Source organism: Streptomyces sp. NPDC051909, assembly GCF_040681095.1.
Classification (GTDB): domain Bacteria; phylum Actinomycetota; class Actinomycetes; order Streptomycetales; family Streptomycetaceae; genus Streptomyces.
The window spans coordinates 50,321-68,747 of the sequence record NZ_JBFAYA010000004.1 but is presented as its reverse complement, the minus strand read 5'-3'; the positions used below and the strand labels follow the sequence as shown (position 1 = coordinate 68,747).

Here is an 18,427-nt window from a genome sequence, read left to right as displayed (position 1 = left end):
GGCGGGCGTACGTTCGCGGCATGGACCTCACCGACCCGGAGCTCGTCGAGATCGGCCCCCGCCTGCACATGCTCCGCTTCCCCATCGGTCAGGCCTATGTCTGGCGCGACGGCGAGGACGTGACCCTGATCGACGCCGGCTGGGCCGGTGCGGCGGACCAGATCGGGACGGCGCTGCGCGGCGCCGGACTCGACCCGTCGCGCATCCGCCGGATCGTGCTCACCCACGGCCACCGCGACCACGTGGGCGCGGCCGGGGAGTTGGCGGAGCGCTTCGGCGCCGAGATCCTGGCGCACGCGCTCGACGCCCCGTACGTCCGGGGCGAACTCCCCGTCCCCGAGCCCGATCTCCTGGACTGGGAGCATCCAATCCACGAGCACGGACTCACCAGCCCGGAGGCGCCGCCGACCCGGGTGGACCGCGAGCTCTCCGACGGCGAGGTGCTCGACTTCGGCGACGGCGCGGTGGTCGTCCACGGCCCCGGCCACACGCCCGGCTCGATCGCCCTTCATCTGCCGTGCCACGGCGTGCTGTTCACCGGTGACACGGTGGCCTCGGTACCGGACGTGATGTTCGGCGTGCTCCACGTGGACCGGGCCGAGGCGCTCGCCTCCATGCGCCGGCTCGCCGCCCTGCGCCCGTCGGTGCTGTGCTGCGGCCATGGCGAGCCGGTGACGGAGGACACGGCCGAACGCTTCGCCAAGGCGGCGGAACCGGCGGGCTGAGCGGACCCGGCGAGTGAGGCGGCCGTGCGCCGTCGCGGCGATATCCCGTGGCGGCGGGTCGGGCGGATCAGGAGAATCCCTCGGCATGGGAGCAGACATCCACGGGTTCGTCGAGTGCCGGAGCACGTACCGGACGCTCGACGACGACGAAGCGAGCTGGCATGCCGCGATCGACCTCGATCTGCTCTACGGCGGCCGCGACTACGACGCCTTCGGCTGCCTCTTCGGCGTGCGCAACCATGCGGGCTTCCGTCCTCTGGCCGAGCACCGCGGCCTGCCCGCCGACGCCGCGCCGGAGACCCGCGCCGCGTTCGAGGAGTGGGGCCGCGACGGCCACGATCCGTCGTGGATCGGCTGGCCCGAGCTGACCCGGGTCGACTGGTCCGAGCCGGCCGAGCGCCCGGAGGAGCGGGCCCACCGCTACCGCCGCGGCCCGGACGGCGACTGGGTCCTCGTCGGCAGGGTGTTCCCCGACCGCTCGGACCGGGCGGAGGGCGAGTCGTGGGAGTGGGACGGCGAGCTCTTCCGCATGGAGCGCATGACCCGGCGTGAGGCGGTGCCGGCCGACGGCGAATGGCGCCCGGTGTGGACGACGATGGGTGCCCTCGCCGAGGTGCACGGCGAGGAGAACGTCCGCCTGGTGGTCTGGTTCGACAACTAGGACGCGTCCGACCCGCGAACCGGCCCGCCGGTCAGCCCACCGGGACGCCGGCCTCCAGGTTCAGGACCGTGCCGCGTTCGCGGGCGCGGAGGGCCCAGTGGAGGCGGGTGTAGCGGACCGGGGGGAGCAGGTCGGCGGCCTCGGTCTCGGTGACGAAGCGCCAGGCGCGGAGTTCGGCGCCGGGCAGGAGGAGGCGTTCGGCGTCGGCGGAGCCGAGTCGGCCGCCGTCGAAGAGGAGGCGCAGACCGCCGTAGCCGGGGGGCTGCGGGCGTTCCCAGTCGACGAGGAGCAGCCGGGGCACGGTGTCGAGTCGGAGCCCTATCTCCTCGGCGACCTCGCGCATGCCGGCGCGGGCGGGCGGCTCGCCGGGTTCGACGACTCCGCCGGGGAACTCCCAGCCGGGCTTGTAGGTGGGGTCGACCAGCAGGAATCGGTCGTCCTCGTCGAAGAGGAGCACGCCGGCGGCCAGCGTCTCGCCGGTCGGTTCGGGGGTCTGGACGATGCCGCAGGGAGCGGCCTGACCGCTGGTGACGGCGTCGGCGACGGCCCGGGCGGTCTCGGCGGCGGTCAGCGCGGAGTTGTCCACGGCGTACGCGTCGGCGGCGAGCCAGCCGTCGAGCGCACCGCGATAGCGGTCGATCTGGTCCAGGCACCAGCGGCCGGCGCGGGCCGCGGCCTCCGCCGGGGTCTCGCCGACGGCCAGGGCGGTGACCGCCGCCTCGGCGGCGTCGACGGCGCCCACGAGCGCGGCCCGGCCGTCGATCCGCTCGCGCAGGATCGTTTCATCGGGTGCGAGCACCACGTGCCGCACCTCGATCCGGCGGGCCGCCAGGCCGCCGAAGATCTCGTCGCGGTACTCCTGCCGCAGCAGGGTCATGGGCACCACGAGGACCCCGCCCAGTTCGGCGAGCATGGCGGCGGCGGTGTCCACGACGAGGCGGCGCCAGATCGGCAGGTCCTGGAAGTCGTCGACCTCCGCGAGACGTTTCCGCGGGAGCATCCGGCTCAACGCGCCACCGGTGGACTCGGGGTCGTACAGCGTGCTGTCCGGGATCAGCTCGACCAGTTCGCGCGCGGTGCTGGACTTCCCCGCGCCGAACGCCCCGTTGATCCAGATGATCACGATTCCCCCTCATCGTCGGCCCCAGGTGGCTTGCCCGCACCACCCTGCCACGGAAACCACCGGACGTCGGCGGCCCGGCGCACGCCATCGCGCGTGGCCGCTCGCCGGTACGGGGCGAGGGTCCGGCGCCGTCCCGGCAGATGCCCCGTGCCGCGCCCGGGCGGTGCGGAGCGGTGCGCGCCGGGCCTCACCGGACCTCGCCGGACACGGTGGCGGTACGCCGCGGAGGGCGCGGCCCCGACGCCGTACGACGCCCCCGCGCCTGCCATGCGCCCCGCGTACGCCCCCCACAGCCCGGCCTGCGCCGCCGGGTGCGCTCAGCGCCGTACCGTACCGGCGTCCGCGTCCGGCCCCGCGTCCGTGCGCGGGGCGGCGGCCGCGGCGGCGCCGAGGAGGCCGGCGTCGGTGCCGGTGAGGGCGGGCACGACCGTGAGGTCGCGGACGAAGGAGAGCGTGGCGTACGAGCGGAGGCTGCGGCGCAGCGGGGCGAAGAGGACCTCGCCGGCGCCGGCGACTCCCCCGCCGACGACCGCGATGTCGATCTCGACCAGGGAGGCGGTGGCGGCGATGCCGGCGGCCAGGGCCTGGGCGGCGCGTTCGAAGGAGGCGACGGCGACGGGGTCCCCGGCCCGGGCGGCGGCGGCCACCGCGGCGGCGGAGGCGTCGCCGTCCGGGCCGGGCCGCCAGCCGGCCTCCAGCGCGCGGCGGGCGATGTGCGGGCCGCTGGCGATCCGCTCGACGCAGCCCCGTCCGCCGCAGGCGCAGGGGTCGCCGTCCAGGTCCACGCTGATGTGGCCGATGTGACCGGCATTGCCGGTGGGGCCGGGGTGGAGCCGGCCGCCGAGGACCAGGCCGCCGCCGACGCCGGTGGAGACGACGAGGCACAGCGCGTTGTCGTGGCCGCGCGCGGCCCCCTGCCAGTGCTCGGCGGCGGTCATCGCGACGCCGTCGCCGACCAGGGTGACGGGCCGCCCGCCGGTGGCCCAGCGCACGCGCTCGACCAGCGGGAAGTCACGCCAGCCGGGCACGTTGACCGGGCTGACGGTGCCCGCCGAGGCATCGACCGGACCCGCGCTGCCGATGCCCACGGCTCCGGCGGAGGCCCACAGCGGGGACTCCGCGAGCTCGTCGAGCACCGTCGTCACGGCCTTCATCACCGTCTCGCCGTCCTCCCGCGCGGGGGTCGGCCGCCGGGCGCGCACCTGGATGCGGCCGCCGGCGTCGACCAGCGCTCCGGCGATCTTGGTGCCGCCGATGTCGAGGGCGACGACGAGGTCTGTGCGCATGGGCTCCGGGTCTCCGTGGGGACGGTGGGTGTGACCTACAGTCTTCCCGCCTCTGACAACGTTGTCCAGGGCCTATGCTCGACAGCAACGAGATCGATACGCATCTGAGCGCCCGATCGCGCATCCGACGGAGGAACCGCACACCGTGGCCGACATCGTCCGACGCCCCGAGCACCGCTACGGCAATCGGCCCACCATGAAGGACGTCGCCGCCCGTGCGGGCGTGGGCCTGAAGACCGTCTCACGGGTCGTCAACGGCGAGCCGGGGGTCACCCCCGACACCGAACGGCGGGTGCAGGAGGCCATCGAGTCGCTCGGCTTCCGCCGCAACGACAGCGCGCGGGTGCTGCGCAAGGGGCGCACCGCCTCGGTCGGGCTGGTCCTCGAAGACCTCGCCGACCCGTTCTACGGTCCGCTGAGCCGCGCCGTCGAGGAGGTGGCGCGGGCGCACGGGGCGCTGCTCATCAACGGTTCCAGCGCCGAGGACCCGGAGCGCGAGCAGGAGCTGGCGCTCGCGCTGTGCGCGCGCCGGGTGGACGGGCTCATCGTCATCCCGGCGGGCGGCGACCACCGCTATCTGGAGCCGGAGATGCGGGCGGGCGTGGCCACGGTCTTCGTGGACCGGCCGGCCGGGCGGATCGAGGCGGACACCGTGCTCTCGGACAGCTTCGGCGGCTCCCGCGCGGGCGTGGCGCATCTGATCGCGCACGGGCACCGCCGGATCGGTTTCATCGGCGACCGGCCGCGCATCCACACCGCGACGGAGCGGCTGCGCGGCTACCGGGCCGCGATGGAGGACGCGGGGCTCGAAGTGGCCGAGGCGTGGGTGTCGCTCGGTCCGACGGATCCGGAGCGGGTCGCGGCGGCGGTCGAGGCGATGCTGTCCGGTCCGGAGCCGGTGACGGCGCTCTTCGCGGGCAACAACCGGGTGACCGTGACGGCGGTCCGCGTGCTCGCCGGGCGCGAACAGCCGGTCGCGCTGGTCGGGTTCGACGACATCGAGCTCGCGGATCTGCTCGGCATCACGGTCATCGCGCAGGACGCGGCGGCGCTCGGCCGCACGGCGGCGGAGCGCCTGTTCCGGCGCCTCGACGGAGTGGCCGGGGCGCCGGAGACACTGGTCCTGGAGACGCGGCTGCTCGCCCGGGGCTCGGGCGAGATCGCGCCGCCGGCCTGACCCCCCGGCGGTCGGCTCAGCAGATCGGCAGGCCCGGCACCGGCTGGTCGTTGTTCCCGCCCTTGATGTAGACGACGCTGAAGTACACGTTGGTGTTGCCGCTGTCGTCGTCGGTCCTGGCCCACCAGATGTTGGTCCACTGACCGTAGGTCTCGCGGCGGCCCAGGTCGACCTGGCAGTAGAAGTAGTTCGTGCCGGCGTTCAGGATGCCCATCTCGCCGCCGTCGTGACGGTACGTCTTCTCCGTGCGCCACACCTGGCAGTCGTACTTCCCGCCGCCCTTCGCGGTGCAGCCGCCGCCGCTCGACGGCGCGGGCGCGGGCGCGGTCTTCGTACCTCCGGTCCGGCCGGGTGTCGGCGCCGTCGTCGGCCGGGTGCCGGGCGGGGCCGAGGAGGCGGGCGGCGCGGAGTCCGTGGGCGCGGACGGGGAGGCCGACGGCCGCCCGCCCTCCCGCGAGGGTGTCGCGGACGCGGTCGGCCGCCCGTCGGCGGTCGCTCCCCCACCCGGCTTGCCCGGGTCGAGGACCCGCCCGGGGTCGCCGGTGGGCCGGCCCGACGCCTCGCCGCCGGCCGTCGGTTCGCGGCCGTCGCCGCTGTCGCGGTCGAGGAGCGCGTACGTCACCCCGCCGCCGACCAGCAGCACCCCCGCGACGGCCGCGGCGGCGACCAGCGCCCCCGACCGCCTCCGCGCAGGCCGCCCGGCCGTCACCGAGGCCCCGCCGCCGGGCCCGCCCTGCTCTCCGGACGCGACGGAGGCCGTCGCCGCCCCGCCCGGGAAGCCCACCGGCGCGGGCGCCGACATCGCCACCGGAGCGACCGCCGGGCCGAAGCCCTGGGGTGGGCGCGGTACGGCGCCGGGCTCGGTGGGCGTCCACGCCTGCGCGGGCGCGGCGAGCGGTGCCGCCGGACCGCCGGTCGCGGTCCCAGGCGGTACGACGTCCCGGCCGGCCGGCGTCCACCCCTGCGCGGGCGCGGCAGGCGGTGCCGCCGGGCCGCCGCCCGCGGCCCAAGGGGTGCCGGGTTCCTGCGCGAGCGGTCCTGCCGGGCCGCCGGTCTCCGGCCGGGGCGGTACGGGCTCCTGTGCGGTGGGCGTCCACGGCTGCGCCGGTACGGCACCGGGCACGCCCGGGAGCGAGCCCGCCGGGGCGGTCGGGGCGGTCGGGCCCGGAGCACCTGCCGCCGGAGGCGGCGCCAGCCCCGGACCCGCCGCCGGACCCGTGTCCCCGGCCGCCACCGCCCGCAGCAGGCCCGCCGCCGTCCGCGCGTCCGGGCGGCGGGACGGGTCCTTGTCGAGGAGGCGCAGCAGGACCGGGGTCAGGGGGCCGGCGCGGAGGGGGGTCGGGAGGGGTTCGACCACGATGGCGTTGAGGGTGGACCAGGTGGAGGTGCGGCGGAAGGGCGAGGTGCCCTCGACCGCCGCGTACAGGGTGGCGCCGAGTGCCCATACGTCGGAGGCGGGCCCCGGCTGCCGTCCCTGGGCGCGTTCGGGCGCCAGGTAGTCGAGGGAGCCGACGATCTCGCCACTGCGGGTGAGATGGGTGGCGTTGCCGTCGTCGGGGTCCTCCATCGCGGCGATGCCGAAGTCGGTCAGGACGACCCGGCCGCCCCCGGCGGGTCCGCCGCGGTCGAGCAGCACGTTGCCCGGCTTCACGTCCCGGTGGAGCACGCCCGCTTCGTGCGCGGCGGCGAGCGCCTCCAGGACGGCGGCGCCGATGCCCGCCGCCTCCCGCGGGTCGATCACACCGCGCTCGGCGAGGACACCGTCGAGCGAGGGCCCTTCGACCAGTTCCATGACGATGACGGGCCGCCCCTGATGCTCGGTCACGTCGTGGACGGCGACCACTCCGGGGTGGCGGATCCGGGCCGCCGCCCGGGCCTCGCGCTGCATGCGCAGCCGCAGGTCTTCCAGTTCCGCCCCCGACGCGTCGTTGTAGGTGCGCAGTTCCTTGACCGCCACCTCACGGCCGAGCACCTCGTCGACCGCGCGCCAGACGACTCCCATGCCGCCGCGCCCGAGTCGGCTCACCACCCGGTAGCGGCCGGACAGCCGCTCGTACTCCCCCGAAGACACCCGTGCCCCGTTCCTCTGTCGGCTGCGATGGACGCGTACAGAGTACGGGGCACGGAGCGTGGCCCTGGGCGGGCCGAGGGTTACTGGGCTGTCGCCGTCAGATCGCCGCGGCGCGGGGCCGAGAAGCGCTCCAGGTCGGCGCGGGTCATGCCGGTGAGGGCGTCGACCTCCGCGCTGTCGAGGGCGCCGCACTGCAGGCCGCGGAGCAGGTAGGAGGAGAGCGCCTTGGCGGTGGCGGGCTCGTCCATGACGTCGCCGCCGGCGTGGTTGGCGTAGGCGGAGAGACGCTGAGCGGCACTCTCGAAGCCCTCGCGGTAGAAGGCGAAGACGGCGGCGTAACGGGTGGGGATGTGGCCGGGGTGCATGTCCCAGCCCTGGTAGTAGGCGCGGGCCAGGGCGCGGCGGGTGAGGCCGTAGTGGAGCTTCCAGGCCTCGTGGACATGGGCGGTGGAGCCGACCGGGAGCACGTTGGTGGAGCCGTCGGAGACGCGCACTCCCGTGCCCGCGGCGGCGACCTGCATGATCGCCTTGGCGTGGTCGGCGGCCGGGTGGTCGCTGGCCTGGTAGGCGGCGGAGACGCCGAGGCAGGCGCTGTAGTCGAAGGTGCCGTAGTGCAGGCCGGTGGCGCGGCCCTCGGCGGCGTCGATCATGCGGGCGACGGTGGCGGTGCCGTCGGCGGCGAGGATGGCCTGGCTGGTCTCGATCTGGATCTCGAAGCCGAGGCGGCCCTCGTCGAGGCCGTGGGCCCTCTCGAAGGCCTCCAGGAGGCGTACGAAGGCGGTGACCTGCTCGGGGTAGGTGACCTTGGGGAGGGTGAGGACGAGACCGTCGGGCAGGCCGCCGTGCTCCATGAGGCCGGTGAGGAAGACGTCGGTGGTGCGGATGCCCCGGTCGCGCACGGCGGACTCCATGCACTTCATCCGGATGCCCATGTACGGGGCGGCGCTGAGGTCCGCGTACGCCTCGGTGATGATCCGGGCGGCGCGGGCGGCGTCGCGGTCCTCGTCACCGCCCCCGTAACCGTCCTCGAAGTCGACCCGGAGGTCCTCGACGGGCTCGCGCTCCAGCTTGGCCCGGACGCGTCCGTAGACGTCCTCGGCGAGGTCGTCGGCCAGGCCGAGGACGCCGGCGAAGGTCGCCGCGTCCGGGGCGTGCTCGTCGAGGGCGGCGAGGGCCTGGTCGCCCCAGGAGCGGATGGTGCCGGCGTCGAAGACGTCGCCGGGGACGTAGACGGTGTGGACGGGCTGGCGGGTGCCGGGGTCTCCCGGGTAGCGACGGTCCAGCTCGGCGTCCACGGTGGCGAGGGAGGCGCTGATGCCCTCGCTGACCGCGCCGGCGAGGCTCGTCGACACCTTCTCCTGCTGGCCCATCCCACGTCCTCCTGTTTTCCGCTGCACGGAATCAACAATCCGTATGGCGAAGTTAGTAGTCGGTCCGGACCTGCGTCAATGGGTGTCCACCCGTCGGTGAAACGGCCGGGGGCCGCGCGGTGACGATCACCACGCGGCCCCCGGACCGGTACGAGTGCCCAGCTCAGCCCTTACGGGCCTGGATCTCCTGGGTCAGCTGCGGCACGACGTCGAACAGGTCGCCGACCACGCCGTAGTCGACCAGGTCGAAGATCGGCGCCTCGGCGTCCTTGTTGATCGCGACGATGGTCTTCGAGGTCTGCATACCCGCGCGGTGCTGGATCGCACCGGAGATGCCGGAGGCGATGTACAGCTGCGGCGAGACCGACTTGCCGGTCTGGCCGACCTGGTTGGAGTGCGGGTACCAGCCGGCGTCGACGGCGGCGCGGGAGGCGCCGACGGCGGCACCGAGCGAGTCGGCGAGCGCCTCGATGATGCCGAAGTTCTCGGCGCCGTTGACGCCGCGGCCGCCGGAGACCACGATCGCGGCCTCGGTCAGCTCCGGGCGGCCGGTCGACTCGCGCGGGGTGCGGGCGGTGACCTTGGTGCCGTGCGCCTTCTCCGAGAAGGAGACGGCGAGGGCCTCGACCGTACCGGCGGCCGGGGCGGCCTCCACGGGGGCCGAGTTCGGCTTGACCGTGATGACCGGAGTGCCCTTGGAGACACGGGACTTGGTGGTGTACGAGGCGGCGAACGCGGACTGCGTCGCGACCGGGCCCTCGGCGCCGGCCTCGAGGTCCACGGCGTCGGTGATGATGCCGGAGCCGATGCGGACGGCGAGGCGGGCGGCGATCTCCTTGCCCTCGGCGGAGGACGGGACGAGCACGGCGGCCGGGGAGACAGCCTCGTACGCGGCCTGGAGGGCCTCCACCTTCGGGACGACGAGGTACTCGGCGAACTCGGGGGCCTCGGCGGTGAGGACCTTCACGGCGCCGTGCTCGGCGAGCGCGGCGGCGGTGTCGGCGGCGCCGTTGCCGAGCGCGACGGCGACCGGCTCGCCGAGGCGGCGGGCGAGGGTCAGCAGCTCCAGGGTGGGCTTGCGGACGGCTCCGTCGACGTGGTCGACGTAGACGAGAATCTCAGCCATGGGACTTCAATCTCCTGCGGAAGAAACGGGGGACGTCGGGGAAACAGCGAACGGCGCGGTTCGCGCGGGCCCTAGATGAACTTCTGGCCCGCAAGGAACTCGGCCAGCTGCTTGCCGCCCTCGCCCTCGTCCGTGACGATCGTGCCCTTGGTGCGGGCGGGGCGCTCGTTCGCCTCGTCGACCTTGGTCCAGGAGCCCTCCAGGCCGACCTCCTCCGCCTCGATGTCGAGGTCGGACAGGTCCAGGGACTCCACCGGCTTCTTCTTGGCGGCCATGATGCCCTTGAAGGACGGGTAGCGGGCCTCGCCCGACTGGTCCGTCACGGAGACGACGGCCGGGAGGGAGGCCTCCAGCTGCTCGGAGGCGGTGTCGCCGTCACGGCGGCCCGTCACCTTGCCGTCCTCGACCTTGACCTCGGAGAGCAGGGTGACCTGCGGGACGCCCAGGCGCTCGGCCAGGATCGCCGGGAGGACACCCATGGTGCCGTCGGTGGAGGCCATGCCGGCGATGACGACGTCGTAGCCGGTCTTCTCGATGGCCTTGGCGAGCACCAGGGAGGTGCCCATGACGTCGGTGCCGTGCAGGTCGTCGTCCTCGACGTGGACGGCCTTGTCGGCACCCATGGACAGCGCCTTGCGCAGGGCGTCCTTGGCGTCCTCGGGGCCGACCGTGAGCACGGTGACCTCTGCGTCGTCCGCCTCTTCGGCGATCTGCAGGGCCTGCTCGACCGCGTACTCGTCGAGCTCCGAAAGGAGGCCGTCGACGTCGTCGCGGTCGACCGTCAGGTCATCGGCGAACTTCCGGTCGCCAGTGGCGTCCGGCACGTACTTCACACAGACAACGATCCTCAAGCTCACGCCGGCTCTCCTACTGCATCGTCATAACTGGGCTGCCTTGTTGCTCGCAGCATAGGCGCCTGAAGGGCGGGTTTCCGGTCGGGGCGTCCGACGCCCCGCCGAAATATTACTCGCCAGTACACCCAGTTCGTTACCAGTGAGCAAGCGCTCAGCCGTGTGACCTTGCCAACGCCCGCACAGGGCTCGTACGGGAACTCTCAGTCGCGCAGGGCGTTGAAGCGCCCCTGGTGGTAGAGCAGCGGACGGCCCGCGCCGTCCGGGTCGCCGGCCACGGCCTCGGCGATGACGATCCGGTGGTCGCCGGCCGGGACCCTGGCCACCACGCGGCACACCAGCCAGGCGAGCACCCCGTCTAGGACCGGCACTCCCTCGGGGCCGTGGCTCCAGCGGGTGGGCGCGCCGAAGCGGTCGGCGCCGCTGCGCGCGAAGGTGGCCGCCAGGTCCGCCTGGTGCTCGCCGAGTATGTGCACGCCGACGTGCTCGGCCCCGGCGAGCACCGGCCAGCTGGAGGATCCGGTGCCCACGCCGAAGGAGATCAGCGGGGGTTCGGCGGCCACGGAGTTGAGCGAGGTGGCGGTGAAGCCGACCGGGCGCCCCTCGCCGTACGCGGTGATGACCGCGACGCCGGCGGCGTGCTGCCGGAAGACGGAGCGCAGCAGTTCGGGGGAGCCGGGGCGCGGGGCACCGACGGCGGGGACCGGGTCGGCGGCGAACGAGGTGCGCGGGGAGGGAGCGGAGGGAATCGTCGGGAGCGTGCGGAGCTCGGGCGAGACCGTCATGGAATTGTCCTTCTGCGAGGGCGGGAGAGGGGTCGCGGGGCCGTCAGACACCCGGACAGCGCGCGCTCGCGTTGCGGCCGAGGTCCACATGGGCCCGGCCGTAGAGAAGGAGTTCTGGGAGCATTGCGCCAGACTGACGATCGTTGACGTGCTCAGTCAAGTGTACGTATCAGCATGCGGACGATATCGCCAGGATGCGGACATGCTCACACCGCCCGCCCCAGCGCCGCGATGACATCGGCCCTACGAGGCTGCCCGGCGGCCCGGATGACGATGCGGCCGTCCCGGTCGAGGACGAGGACGGTGGGCGTACGGGCGATGCCGAGGGCGCGCACGAGGTCGAGCCGCTCCTCGGCGTCGATCTCCACGTGTCCGACGCCCTCGACCATGGCGGCGACCTCGGCGAGGGTGCGGCGGGTGGCCCGGCAGGGCTGGCAGAAGGCGGTGGAGAACTGGACCAGGGTGGCCTTCTCCCCCAGCTCGGCGCCCAGTTCCGCCGCGTCCAGGACCTCACCCACCGCTTCCCGCCTCCTCGTGCCGTGTTCGCTCGTCATGCCTGGTGCAGCGCCCCGGGGGACCGCTGAATTCCCGCCATGACCACCCGGAGTGACGAGAATCTCCCCCTACGAAGCCGTCAGGACTGGTCACGGGCCCCCACATGGGGCACGATCTGCCCAAAGCCGAAAACCTACGGCTGCGTAACTTCGCCGGGAGAACCCTCCCCAGGCACAGACGTAAGGGGTTCCTCCCAGATGGCAGAACTCGTCTATCGGCCGGTCATCGGCGCCGCCCTGACCATGTTCAAGGCGCTGGACCTGAAGATCGACACCCAGGGGTCGCACCACATCCCCCGCCAGGGCGGCGCGGTGCTGGTGAGCAATCACATCAGCTATCTGGACTTCATCTTCACCGGTCTGGCCGCGCTGCCGCAGAAGCGTCTGGTGCGCTTCATGGCGAAGGAGTCGGTGTTCCGGCACAAGGTGTCGGGGCCGCTGATGCGCGCGATGAAGCACATCCCGGTGGACCGCTCGCAGGGCGAGCACGCCTACCAGCACGCGCTGAGCGCGCTGCGTTCGGGCGAGATCGTGGGTGTCTTCCCCGAGGCGACCATCTCGCAGTCGTTCACTCTGAAGAGCTTCAAGTCGGGTGCGGCGCGCCTCGCGCAGGAGGCCGGCGTGCCGCTGATCCCGATGGCGCTGTGGGGCACCCAGCGGGTGTGGACCAAGGGGCGGCCGCGGAACTTCAAGCGCAGCCACATCCCGATCACCATCCGGGTCGGCGAGCCGCTGGAGGCACCGGCCGACCAGTACGCGGGTGCGATCACCCGGCGGCTGCGGGAGCGCGTGCAGGAGCTCCTGGAGGCGGCGCAGCGGGCCTACCCGGTGCGCCCCAAGGACGCGAGCGACACCTGGTGGGTGCCCGCGCACCTCGGGGGCACGGCGCCGACGCCGGAGGAGCTCAAGGCCGCGGAGCGCCGCGAACAGCAGTAGGAGGCGGCCAGAGGGCCGCGGCAGGCCCTCAGGGGCTCACTCGGGGTCGCGGACGGTGATCCGGGCCCCGGGGCTGACCTTCACGAGCAGCTCGGCGAGTTCGTCGCCGGCCGCGCGCAGCTCGTCGAGGGTCATCGGCGCGAGCGATTCGAGCAGGAACAGCGCGTCGGTGGTGTCGTCGTCGATGCGGGTGCGCGGGCCCTGGCGCCAGTTCCAGCGACGGCAGGTGACGCCCGCCTCGTCACACCAGACGACCTCACCGGGCTCGGGGTGCTCCACGGTCTCCTCGCCGCCGGCGACGGTGACGAAGTCCTCCTCGCCGGTGGCCCGGATCAGCCGCATGCCGCCCTGGATGCGTCCCAGGTCCTCGCCGCCGACCGGGATCAGATGGGCGACGCTGATCGCGTTGTAGGCGTCGACGAGCCGGTTGATCCGGGGCAGCCCGCCGTCCGCGAGGGCCCGCCTGGCGAGCGCCTCTGCGGAGTTGCGGGTACGGGAGGGCTTGGCGCCGAAGGCCGTGTAGGCGGCCCGCCAGGCGGCCACGTGCGGGTCCTGGTCGGGGGTGCGCCCGTCGAGGCGCGCCGCGAGGCGCCGCGCGGCGTCGTCGAGCAGGGCCGAACTGGTCGCGTCGCTGGGTCCGTTGACCAGTCCGCGGGCCTCGACCGCGAGGTGGGTGAAGCCGGGCACGAGGGCGCGGACCTCGTCGGAGACGGTGAGCGTGAGGGTCATGCAGTCCATCATAGAGGACCCGTCAGTCCATTGCATTGAACTCTTGTGAGCACAAGTGCGCGGCCGGACGGAAGTCGGTGACCTCCGTCCGGCCGCATACCCGTACGGAGACGGCGCCAGGGACGGCTAGCGCGACATCTCTTCCTTCAGCGCCTGGAGGAAGGCGTCGACGTCGTCCTCCGTGGTGTCGAAGGAGCACATCCAGCGCACGTCGCCGGCCGCCTCGTCCCAGAAGTAGAAGCGGAAGCGCTTCTGGAGACGCCGGCTGACCTCGTGCGGCAGTCGCGCGAAGACCGCGTTGGCCTGCACCGGATAGAGGATCTCCACCCCGTCCACGCCCCGCACGCCGGCCGCGAGGCGCTGGGCCATCGCGTTGGCGTGACCGGCGTTGCGCAGCCACAGGTCCTTGGCGAGCAGCGCCTCCAGCTGCACCGACACGAAGCGCATCTTGGAGGCGAGCTGCATGGACAGCTTGCGCAGGTGCTTCATGTGGCTGACCGCGTCCGGGTTGAGGACCACCACGGCCTCGCCGAACATCATGCCGTTCTTGGTGCCGCCGTACGAGATGACGTCGACACCGACCGCGTTGGTGAACGCGCGCATCGGCACGTTCAGGGACGCGGCCGCGTTGGCTATCCGGGCGCCGTCGAGGTGGACCTTCATTCCCTTGGCGTGGGCGTGGTCCACGATGGCCCGGATCTCCTCGACCGTGTAGACGGTGCCGAGCTCGGTGTTCTGGGTGATCGAGACCACCTGCGGCATCGCCCGGTGCTCGTCGTCCCAGCCCCAGGCCTGCCGGTCGATCAGCTCGGGGGTGAGCTTGCCGTCCGGGGTGGGCACGGTGAGCAGCTTGAGACCGCCCATCCGCTCGGGCGCGCCGCCCTCGTCCACGTTGATGTGCGCGGACTCGGCGCAGATCACCGCGCCCCAGCGGTCGGTGAGCGCCTGGAGCGCGGTCACGTTGGCCCCGGTCCCGTTGAAGACCGGGAACGCCTCGGCCGAGGGGCCGAAGTGGCTGTGCATGACGCGCTGCAGGTGGTCGGTGTAGTCGTCCTCGCCGTAGGCGACCTGGTGGCCGCCGTTGGCGAGGGCGATGGCCGCGAGGACCTCCGGATGGACTCCGGCGTAGTTGTCGCTGGCGAAGCCGCGGACCGACGGGTCGTGGTGACGACGGGCATCGGTCCGCGAGGCCGCGGTCAGGGCTTGGGGGTCAGCCACAGGCGCTGTCCATTCACTTCCTGTGCGGGCCGCTCCCAGAGTCCGGCGATGGCGTCGGCCAGTTCCTTGACGTCGGTGAAGCCCGCGAACTTCGCATTGGGGCGCTCCGCGCGCATCGCGTCGTGCACCAGTGCCTTGATCACCAGGATCGCAGCGGCCGCCTGCGGCCCCTCGTCACCCCCCAGCTTGCGGAAGGAGTCCGCCATGGCGAGCGTCCAGGCCTCGGCCGCGGCCTTGCCGGCGTTGTACGCGGCGTTGTTGGCCTGCGGCTTGTGCGCGCCGACCTGGCTGATCAGCGCGTACCGGCCGCGGCCGCCGCTGCGGAGCAGTCCGTCGTGGAAGGCGAGCGAGGTGTGCTGGACCGTGCGGATGAGGAGCTTCTCCAGGAAGTCCCAGTCCTTGAGATCGGTCTCGGCGAAGGAGGACGCGCCGCGCCAGCCGCCGACGAGGTGGACCAGGCCGTCGACCCGGCCGAACTCCTTCTCGGTCTTGGCGGCCCACTCCCGGGTGGCCTCCAGGTCGAGCAGGTCGACCGTGTCGCCGGTGACCGTCGCGCCGCCGTGGGCGTAGCGGGCGGCGTCGACCGCCTCGGCGAGCCGCGCCGGGTCGGCGTCGGAGGCGACCACGGTCGCGCCCGCCTCGGCGAGGCGCAGCAGGGTCGCGCGACCCGCCGGGCCGGCCGCACCCGCGACCGCGATGACGGCTCCGTCGAGCGGCCCACCGTTTCCGTTGGCGTTCATGGACGACTCCTCCGTGTGTTCCGTAACGTCGGTCACGCGGCGGCCCGCTCGGGCATGTCCGCGGCGGTGATGCCCTTGGTGTCGGCGATGACGCCCTTCATCTTCTTGGACAGGGCCTCAAAGAACATGCTGAGCGGAAACTCGTCCGGAAGCACGTCGTCGACGAGCTTGCGCGGCGGGAGCGAGACGTCGAGGGCGTCGGCGCCCTTGGCCCACTTCGAGCCCGGGTGCGGGGCGAGGTAGGTGGAGACCAGCTCGTACGCCTTGAACCAGTGGACGAGCTTCGGACGGTCGATGCCGTCGCGGTAGAGCGTCTCGATCTCGGCGCAGAGCTGGTTGGTGACCTCGGGGGCGCGCTGCCAGTCGATGGTCAGCGTGTTGTCGGTCCAGCGCACCACGTCGTGCCGGTGGAGGTACGCGAAGAGCAGCTGACCGCCGAGGCCGTCGTAGTTGCGGGTGCGGTCGCCGGTGAGCGGGAAGCGGAACATCCGGTCGAAGAGCACGGCGTACTGCACGTCACGGCCGTGCTCGTTGCCCTCGGCCTCCAGCTGCACGGCCGCCTTGAAGGAGGTCAGGTCGCAGCGCAGCTCCTCCAGGCCGTACATCCAGAACGGCTGGCGCTGCTTGATCATGAACGGGTCGAAGGGCAGGTCGCCGCGGCTGTGGGCACGGTCGTGGATCAGGTCCCACAGGGCGAAGGCCTCTTCGCAGCGTTTCTGGTCCCCGAGCAGGGTCGCGATGTCCGCGGGCAGCTCGACACCCAGGATGTCGACGGCGGCCTCGGTCACCTTGCGGAAGCGGGCGGCCTCGCGGTCGCAGAAGATGGCGCCCCACGTGAAGCTCTCCGGCACCTCGCGCACGGCGACGGTCTCGGGGAAGAGCACGGCCGAGTTGGTGTCGTAGCCGGCCGTGAAGTCCTCGAAGGTGATGCCGCAGTAGCCGGGGTTGTCGAAGCGGGTGGCCTCGAGCTCGGAGAGCCACTCCGGCCACACCATGCGCAGCACGACGGCCTCGATGTTGCGGTCCGGGTTGCCGTTCTGCGTGTACATCGGGAAGACGACGAGGTGCTGCAGCCCGTCCCGGCGGTCGGCGGCCGGGTGGAAGGCCATCAGCGCGTCCAGGAAGTCCGGGACCTCGAAGCCCGCCGCGGCCCACTTGCGCAGGTCGGCGACGAGGGCGCGGTGGTACGCGGCGTCGTGCGGGAGCAGCGGGGAGAGCTGCTCGACCGCGGCGACGATGCGCTCGACGGTCTGCTCGGCCTGGGCACGGGCCGGAGCGCCCTCGGCGGCGAAGTCGATGGAGCCGTCCGCGCTCTGCCAGGGGCGGAGCTCCTCCACGGCATTCTTGAGCTCGGTCCAGGCAGGGTGGGTGATCACCGGGGTGTCGGTGGCTATCCCCCCACCGGTCACGTCCTGCACAAGAATTTCCGTCATTTCTCTTCCTCCACAGGAGAACCTTGCGTCCACACACCGTAACCAGGGACGGCCTCACCCCACAAGAGGAGCAGGAAAAATTCTCCTGCCAACCCCCCGGTGTCACCGCGAATTTTCCTGTCTGGTGCGCCGTGAGGCCGAGAAATACGGTGTTCCGCGCGCCCGCTTCCCGTTTCGTCCCCAGCTACTAGGCTGCGCCAAGGAGCCGATCGGCGCCCGGCGCGGCCGGGGCCGCGGACCTCGACGGAAGCGAGAAGATCTTGAGTTTCCTCACCATCGGTCATCGCGGAGTCATGGGCGTCGCGCCCGAGAACACCCTGCTCTCCTTCGTACGGGCGGAGCAGGCCGGCATGGACGCCATCGAACTCGACCTCCACCTCAGCAAGGACGGCGCGCTCGTCGTGATGCACGACGCCGACGTCGACCGCACCACGGACGGCACCGGCCCGATCGCCGGCAAGACGCTCGCGGAGCTGAAGGAGCTCGACGCGGGCGGCGGGGAGCGGATCCCCGTCTTCGAGGAGGTCCTGACGGCGGTCCGGGCGCCGCTCCAGGCCGAGATCAAGGACGCCGCGGCGGCCCGGGCGCTGGCCGCGGTGATCGACGGGCGCGGGCTGACCGGACGGGTGGAGGTGCTGTCCTTCCACGACGAGGCGCTCGCGGAGATCGGCGGCCTGGTCCCCGGGGTGCGCACCGCGCTGGTCGCCGACGGGGATCAGGGCGAGGTCGTGGAGCGCGCCCTCGCGGTCGGGGCGCAGGCGCTGGTCCTCAACATCCGGCACCTCACCCTGCACACCGTCGACACGGCGCACAAGGCGGGGCTGCGGGTGATCGGCTGGGTCGTGAACACCCAGGACGACCTGCGGCTCGCCCGCGCCCTGGGCCTCGACGGGGCCACCACCGACCGTCCGGAGATCCGCAGCACGGGCCGCTTCACGGCCTGAGCGCCGCCACCGGGCGCGGCGGGCCCGGAGGGCAGGCCTGACGCGCGGGGGCGCGGCTCAGACGAGCGGCTTCACCAGGAGCTCGAACTCCAGGTCGTCGCGCTGCGGCACGCCGAAGCGCTCGTCGCCGTACGGGAAGGGGGTCATCCGGCCCGTACGGCGGTAGCCGCGGCGCTCGTACCAGGCGATCAGCTCCTCACGCACGGAGATCACCGTCATGTGCATCTCGCGCACGTCCCACAGCTCGCGCACCCGGCGCTCGGCCTCGGTGATGATCCGCCGGCCGAGGCCGGCGCCCTGGAGCTCGGGGCGGACCGCGAACATGCCGAAGTAGGCGGCCTCGCCGCGGTGTTCGAGCTGGCAGCAGGCGACGATCGCGCCGTCCCGCTCCACCACCATCAGCCGGCTGCCGGCCGTGGTGATGACCGCCGCGACGCCCTCCGCGTCCGTGCGCTGCCCCTGCAGGATGTCCGCCTCGGTGGTCCAGCCGGCCCGGCTGGAGTCGCCGCGGTAGGCCGACTCGACGAGCGGGACGAGCGCAGTGACGTCGTCGAGCACGGCGTCGCGGTAGGTGACGGGGGCGGTCTGCCGGGGCGCGGCGGTGTCCATGGTGTGCGGGTCTCCCCTCGGGCGTGGGTGATCGGCGGGCGCGATCGCTCCGAGCCTAGGGCATGGCTTGTGGATCACGGCCGGGTCCG

General features: G+C 73.1%; 18 protein-coding genes. 5 read left to right on the top strand and 13 right to left on the bottom strand.

What is annotated here, in order from left to right; genetic code table 11:
• The first annotated feature begins 20 nt into the window (after positions 1-20).
• Positions 21-725, top strand: coding sequence for an MBL fold metallo-hydrolase (locus AB0M18_RS07845; RefSeq protein WP_365755939.1), 705 nt, complete (start codon positions 21-23; stop codon positions 723-725).
• Positions 726-810: 85 nt separating this feature from the next.
• Complete coding sequence (locus AB0M18_RS07840) at positions 811-1,386, top strand: hypothetical protein (protein WP_365755938.1); 576 nt, start codon at positions 811-813, stop codon at positions 1,384-1,386.
• A 31-nt stretch (positions 1,387-1,417) separates the two neighbouring features.
• Here AB0M18_RS07840 and AB0M18_RS07835 read toward each other — a convergent pair whose 3' ends face one another.
• Both AB0M18_RS07835 and AB0M18_RS07830 read right to left on the bottom strand, forming a co-directional pair.
• Positions 1,418-2,509, bottom strand: coding sequence for an NUDIX domain-containing protein (locus AB0M18_RS07835; protein WP_365755937.1), 1,092 nt, complete (start codon positions 2,507-2,509; stop codon positions 1,418-1,420).
• A gap of 317 nt (positions 2,510-2,826) precedes the next feature.
• Positions 2,827-3,795 carry an ROK family protein gene (locus AB0M18_RS07830; RefSeq protein ID WP_365755936.1) on the bottom strand — a complete coding sequence of 323 codons (969 nt, stop codon included), beginning with the start codon at positions 3,793-3,795 and terminating at the stop codon, positions 2,827-2,829.
• A gap of 145 nt (positions 3,796-3,940) precedes the next feature.
• On the opposite strand from AB0M18_RS07830, the gene AB0M18_RS07825 reads away from it, so the two are divergent.
• Complete coding sequence (locus AB0M18_RS07825) at positions 3,941-4,972, top strand: LacI family DNA-binding transcriptional regulator (protein ID WP_365755935.1); 1,032 nt, start codon at positions 3,941-3,943, stop codon at positions 4,970-4,972.
• Positions 4,973-4,988: 16 nt separating this feature from the next.
• Here the strand turns inward: AB0M18_RS07825 and AB0M18_RS07820 are convergent, their stop codons facing one another.
• From AB0M18_RS07820 to AB0M18_RS07795, 6 genes are all read right to left on the bottom strand, one after another.
• Entirely contained in the window at positions 4,989-7,043 is a 2,055-nt protein-coding gene (locus AB0M18_RS07820; protein ID WP_365755934.1) for a protein kinase, read from the bottom strand.
• 80 nt (positions 7,044-7,123) lie between these two features.
• Positions 7,124-8,413: an aldolase/citrate lyase family protein gene (locus AB0M18_RS07815; RefSeq protein WP_365755933.1), complete on the bottom strand. Its 1,290-nt coding sequence runs from the start codon at positions 8,411-8,413 to the stop codon at positions 7,124-7,126.
• 163 nt (positions 8,414-8,576) lie between these two features.
• Positions 8,577-9,539, bottom strand: coding sequence for an electron transfer flavoprotein subunit alpha/FixB family protein (locus AB0M18_RS07810; protein ID WP_365755932.1), 963 nt, complete (start codon positions 9,537-9,539; stop codon positions 8,577-8,579).
• 71 nt (positions 9,540-9,610) lie between these two features.
• Complete coding sequence (locus AB0M18_RS07805; RefSeq protein ID WP_365755931.1) at positions 9,611-10,396, bottom strand: electron transfer flavoprotein subunit beta/FixA family protein; 786 nt, start codon at positions 10,394-10,396, stop codon at positions 9,611-9,613.
• A 197-nt stretch (positions 10,397-10,593) separates the two neighbouring features.
• Positions 10,594-11,175 carry a flavin reductase family protein gene (locus tag AB0M18_RS07800; protein WP_365755930.1) on the bottom strand — a complete coding sequence of 194 codons (582 nt, stop codon included), beginning with the start codon at positions 11,173-11,175 and terminating at the stop codon, positions 10,594-10,596.
• 206 nt (positions 11,176-11,381) lie between these two features.
• A complete protein-coding gene (locus AB0M18_RS07795) occupies positions 11,382-11,729 on the bottom strand; it encodes a thioredoxin family protein (RefSeq protein ID WP_365755928.1) in 348 nt (115 codons plus the stop codon).
• A gap of 198 nt (positions 11,730-11,927) precedes the next feature.
• On the opposite strand from AB0M18_RS07795, the gene AB0M18_RS07790 reads away from it, so the two are divergent.
• The gene (locus AB0M18_RS07790) at positions 11,928-12,665 is read left to right on the top strand and encodes a lysophospholipid acyltransferase family protein (protein ID WP_365755927.1); all 738 of its coding nucleotides are present in this window, start codon (positions 11,928-11,930) and stop codon (positions 12,663-12,665) included.
• Between the two features lie 36 nt (positions 12,666-12,701).
• Here the strand turns inward: AB0M18_RS07790 and AB0M18_RS07785 are convergent, their stop codons facing one another.
• From AB0M18_RS07785 to AB0M18_RS07770, 4 genes are all read right to left on the bottom strand, one after another.
• Positions 12,702-13,394, bottom strand: coding sequence for a phenylalanine--tRNA ligase beta subunit-related protein (locus tag AB0M18_RS07785; protein WP_365755926.1), 693 nt, complete (start codon positions 13,392-13,394; stop codon positions 12,702-12,704).
• A 126-nt stretch (positions 13,395-13,520) separates the two neighbouring features.
• The gene (locus AB0M18_RS07780) at positions 13,521-14,594 is read right to left on the bottom strand and encodes a low specificity L-threonine aldolase (protein ID WP_365756227.1); all 1,074 of its coding nucleotides are present in this window, start codon (positions 14,592-14,594) and stop codon (positions 13,521-13,523) included.
• Positions 14,591-15,352 (bottom strand): SDR family oxidoreductase, encoded by a 762-nt coding sequence (locus AB0M18_RS07775; protein ID WP_365755925.1) that lies wholly within the window; start codon positions 15,350-15,352, stop codon positions 14,591-14,593. The genes AB0M18_RS07780 and AB0M18_RS07775 overlap by 4 nt, the downstream gene beginning before the upstream one ends.
• 32 nt (positions 15,353-15,384) lie before the next feature.
• Positions 15,385-16,785 (bottom strand): DUF6421 family protein, encoded by a 1,401-nt coding sequence (locus tag AB0M18_RS07770; protein WP_365755923.1) that lies wholly within the window; start codon positions 16,783-16,785, stop codon positions 15,385-15,387.
• A 260-nt stretch (positions 16,786-17,045) separates the two neighbouring features.
• On the opposite strand from AB0M18_RS07770, the gene AB0M18_RS07765 reads away from it, so the two are divergent.
• Positions 17,046-17,729: a glycerophosphodiester phosphodiesterase family protein gene (locus AB0M18_RS07765; protein WP_365755922.1), complete on the top strand. Its 684-nt coding sequence runs from the start codon at positions 17,046-17,048 to the stop codon at positions 17,727-17,729.
• 57 nt (positions 17,730-17,786) lie between these two features.
• Here the strand turns inward: AB0M18_RS07765 and AB0M18_RS07760 are convergent, their stop codons facing one another.
• Complete coding sequence (locus AB0M18_RS07760) at positions 17,787-18,338, bottom strand: GNAT family N-acetyltransferase (RefSeq protein ID WP_365755921.1); 552 nt, start codon at positions 18,336-18,338, stop codon at positions 17,787-17,789.
• Positions 18,339-18,427 lie beyond the last annotated feature (89 nt).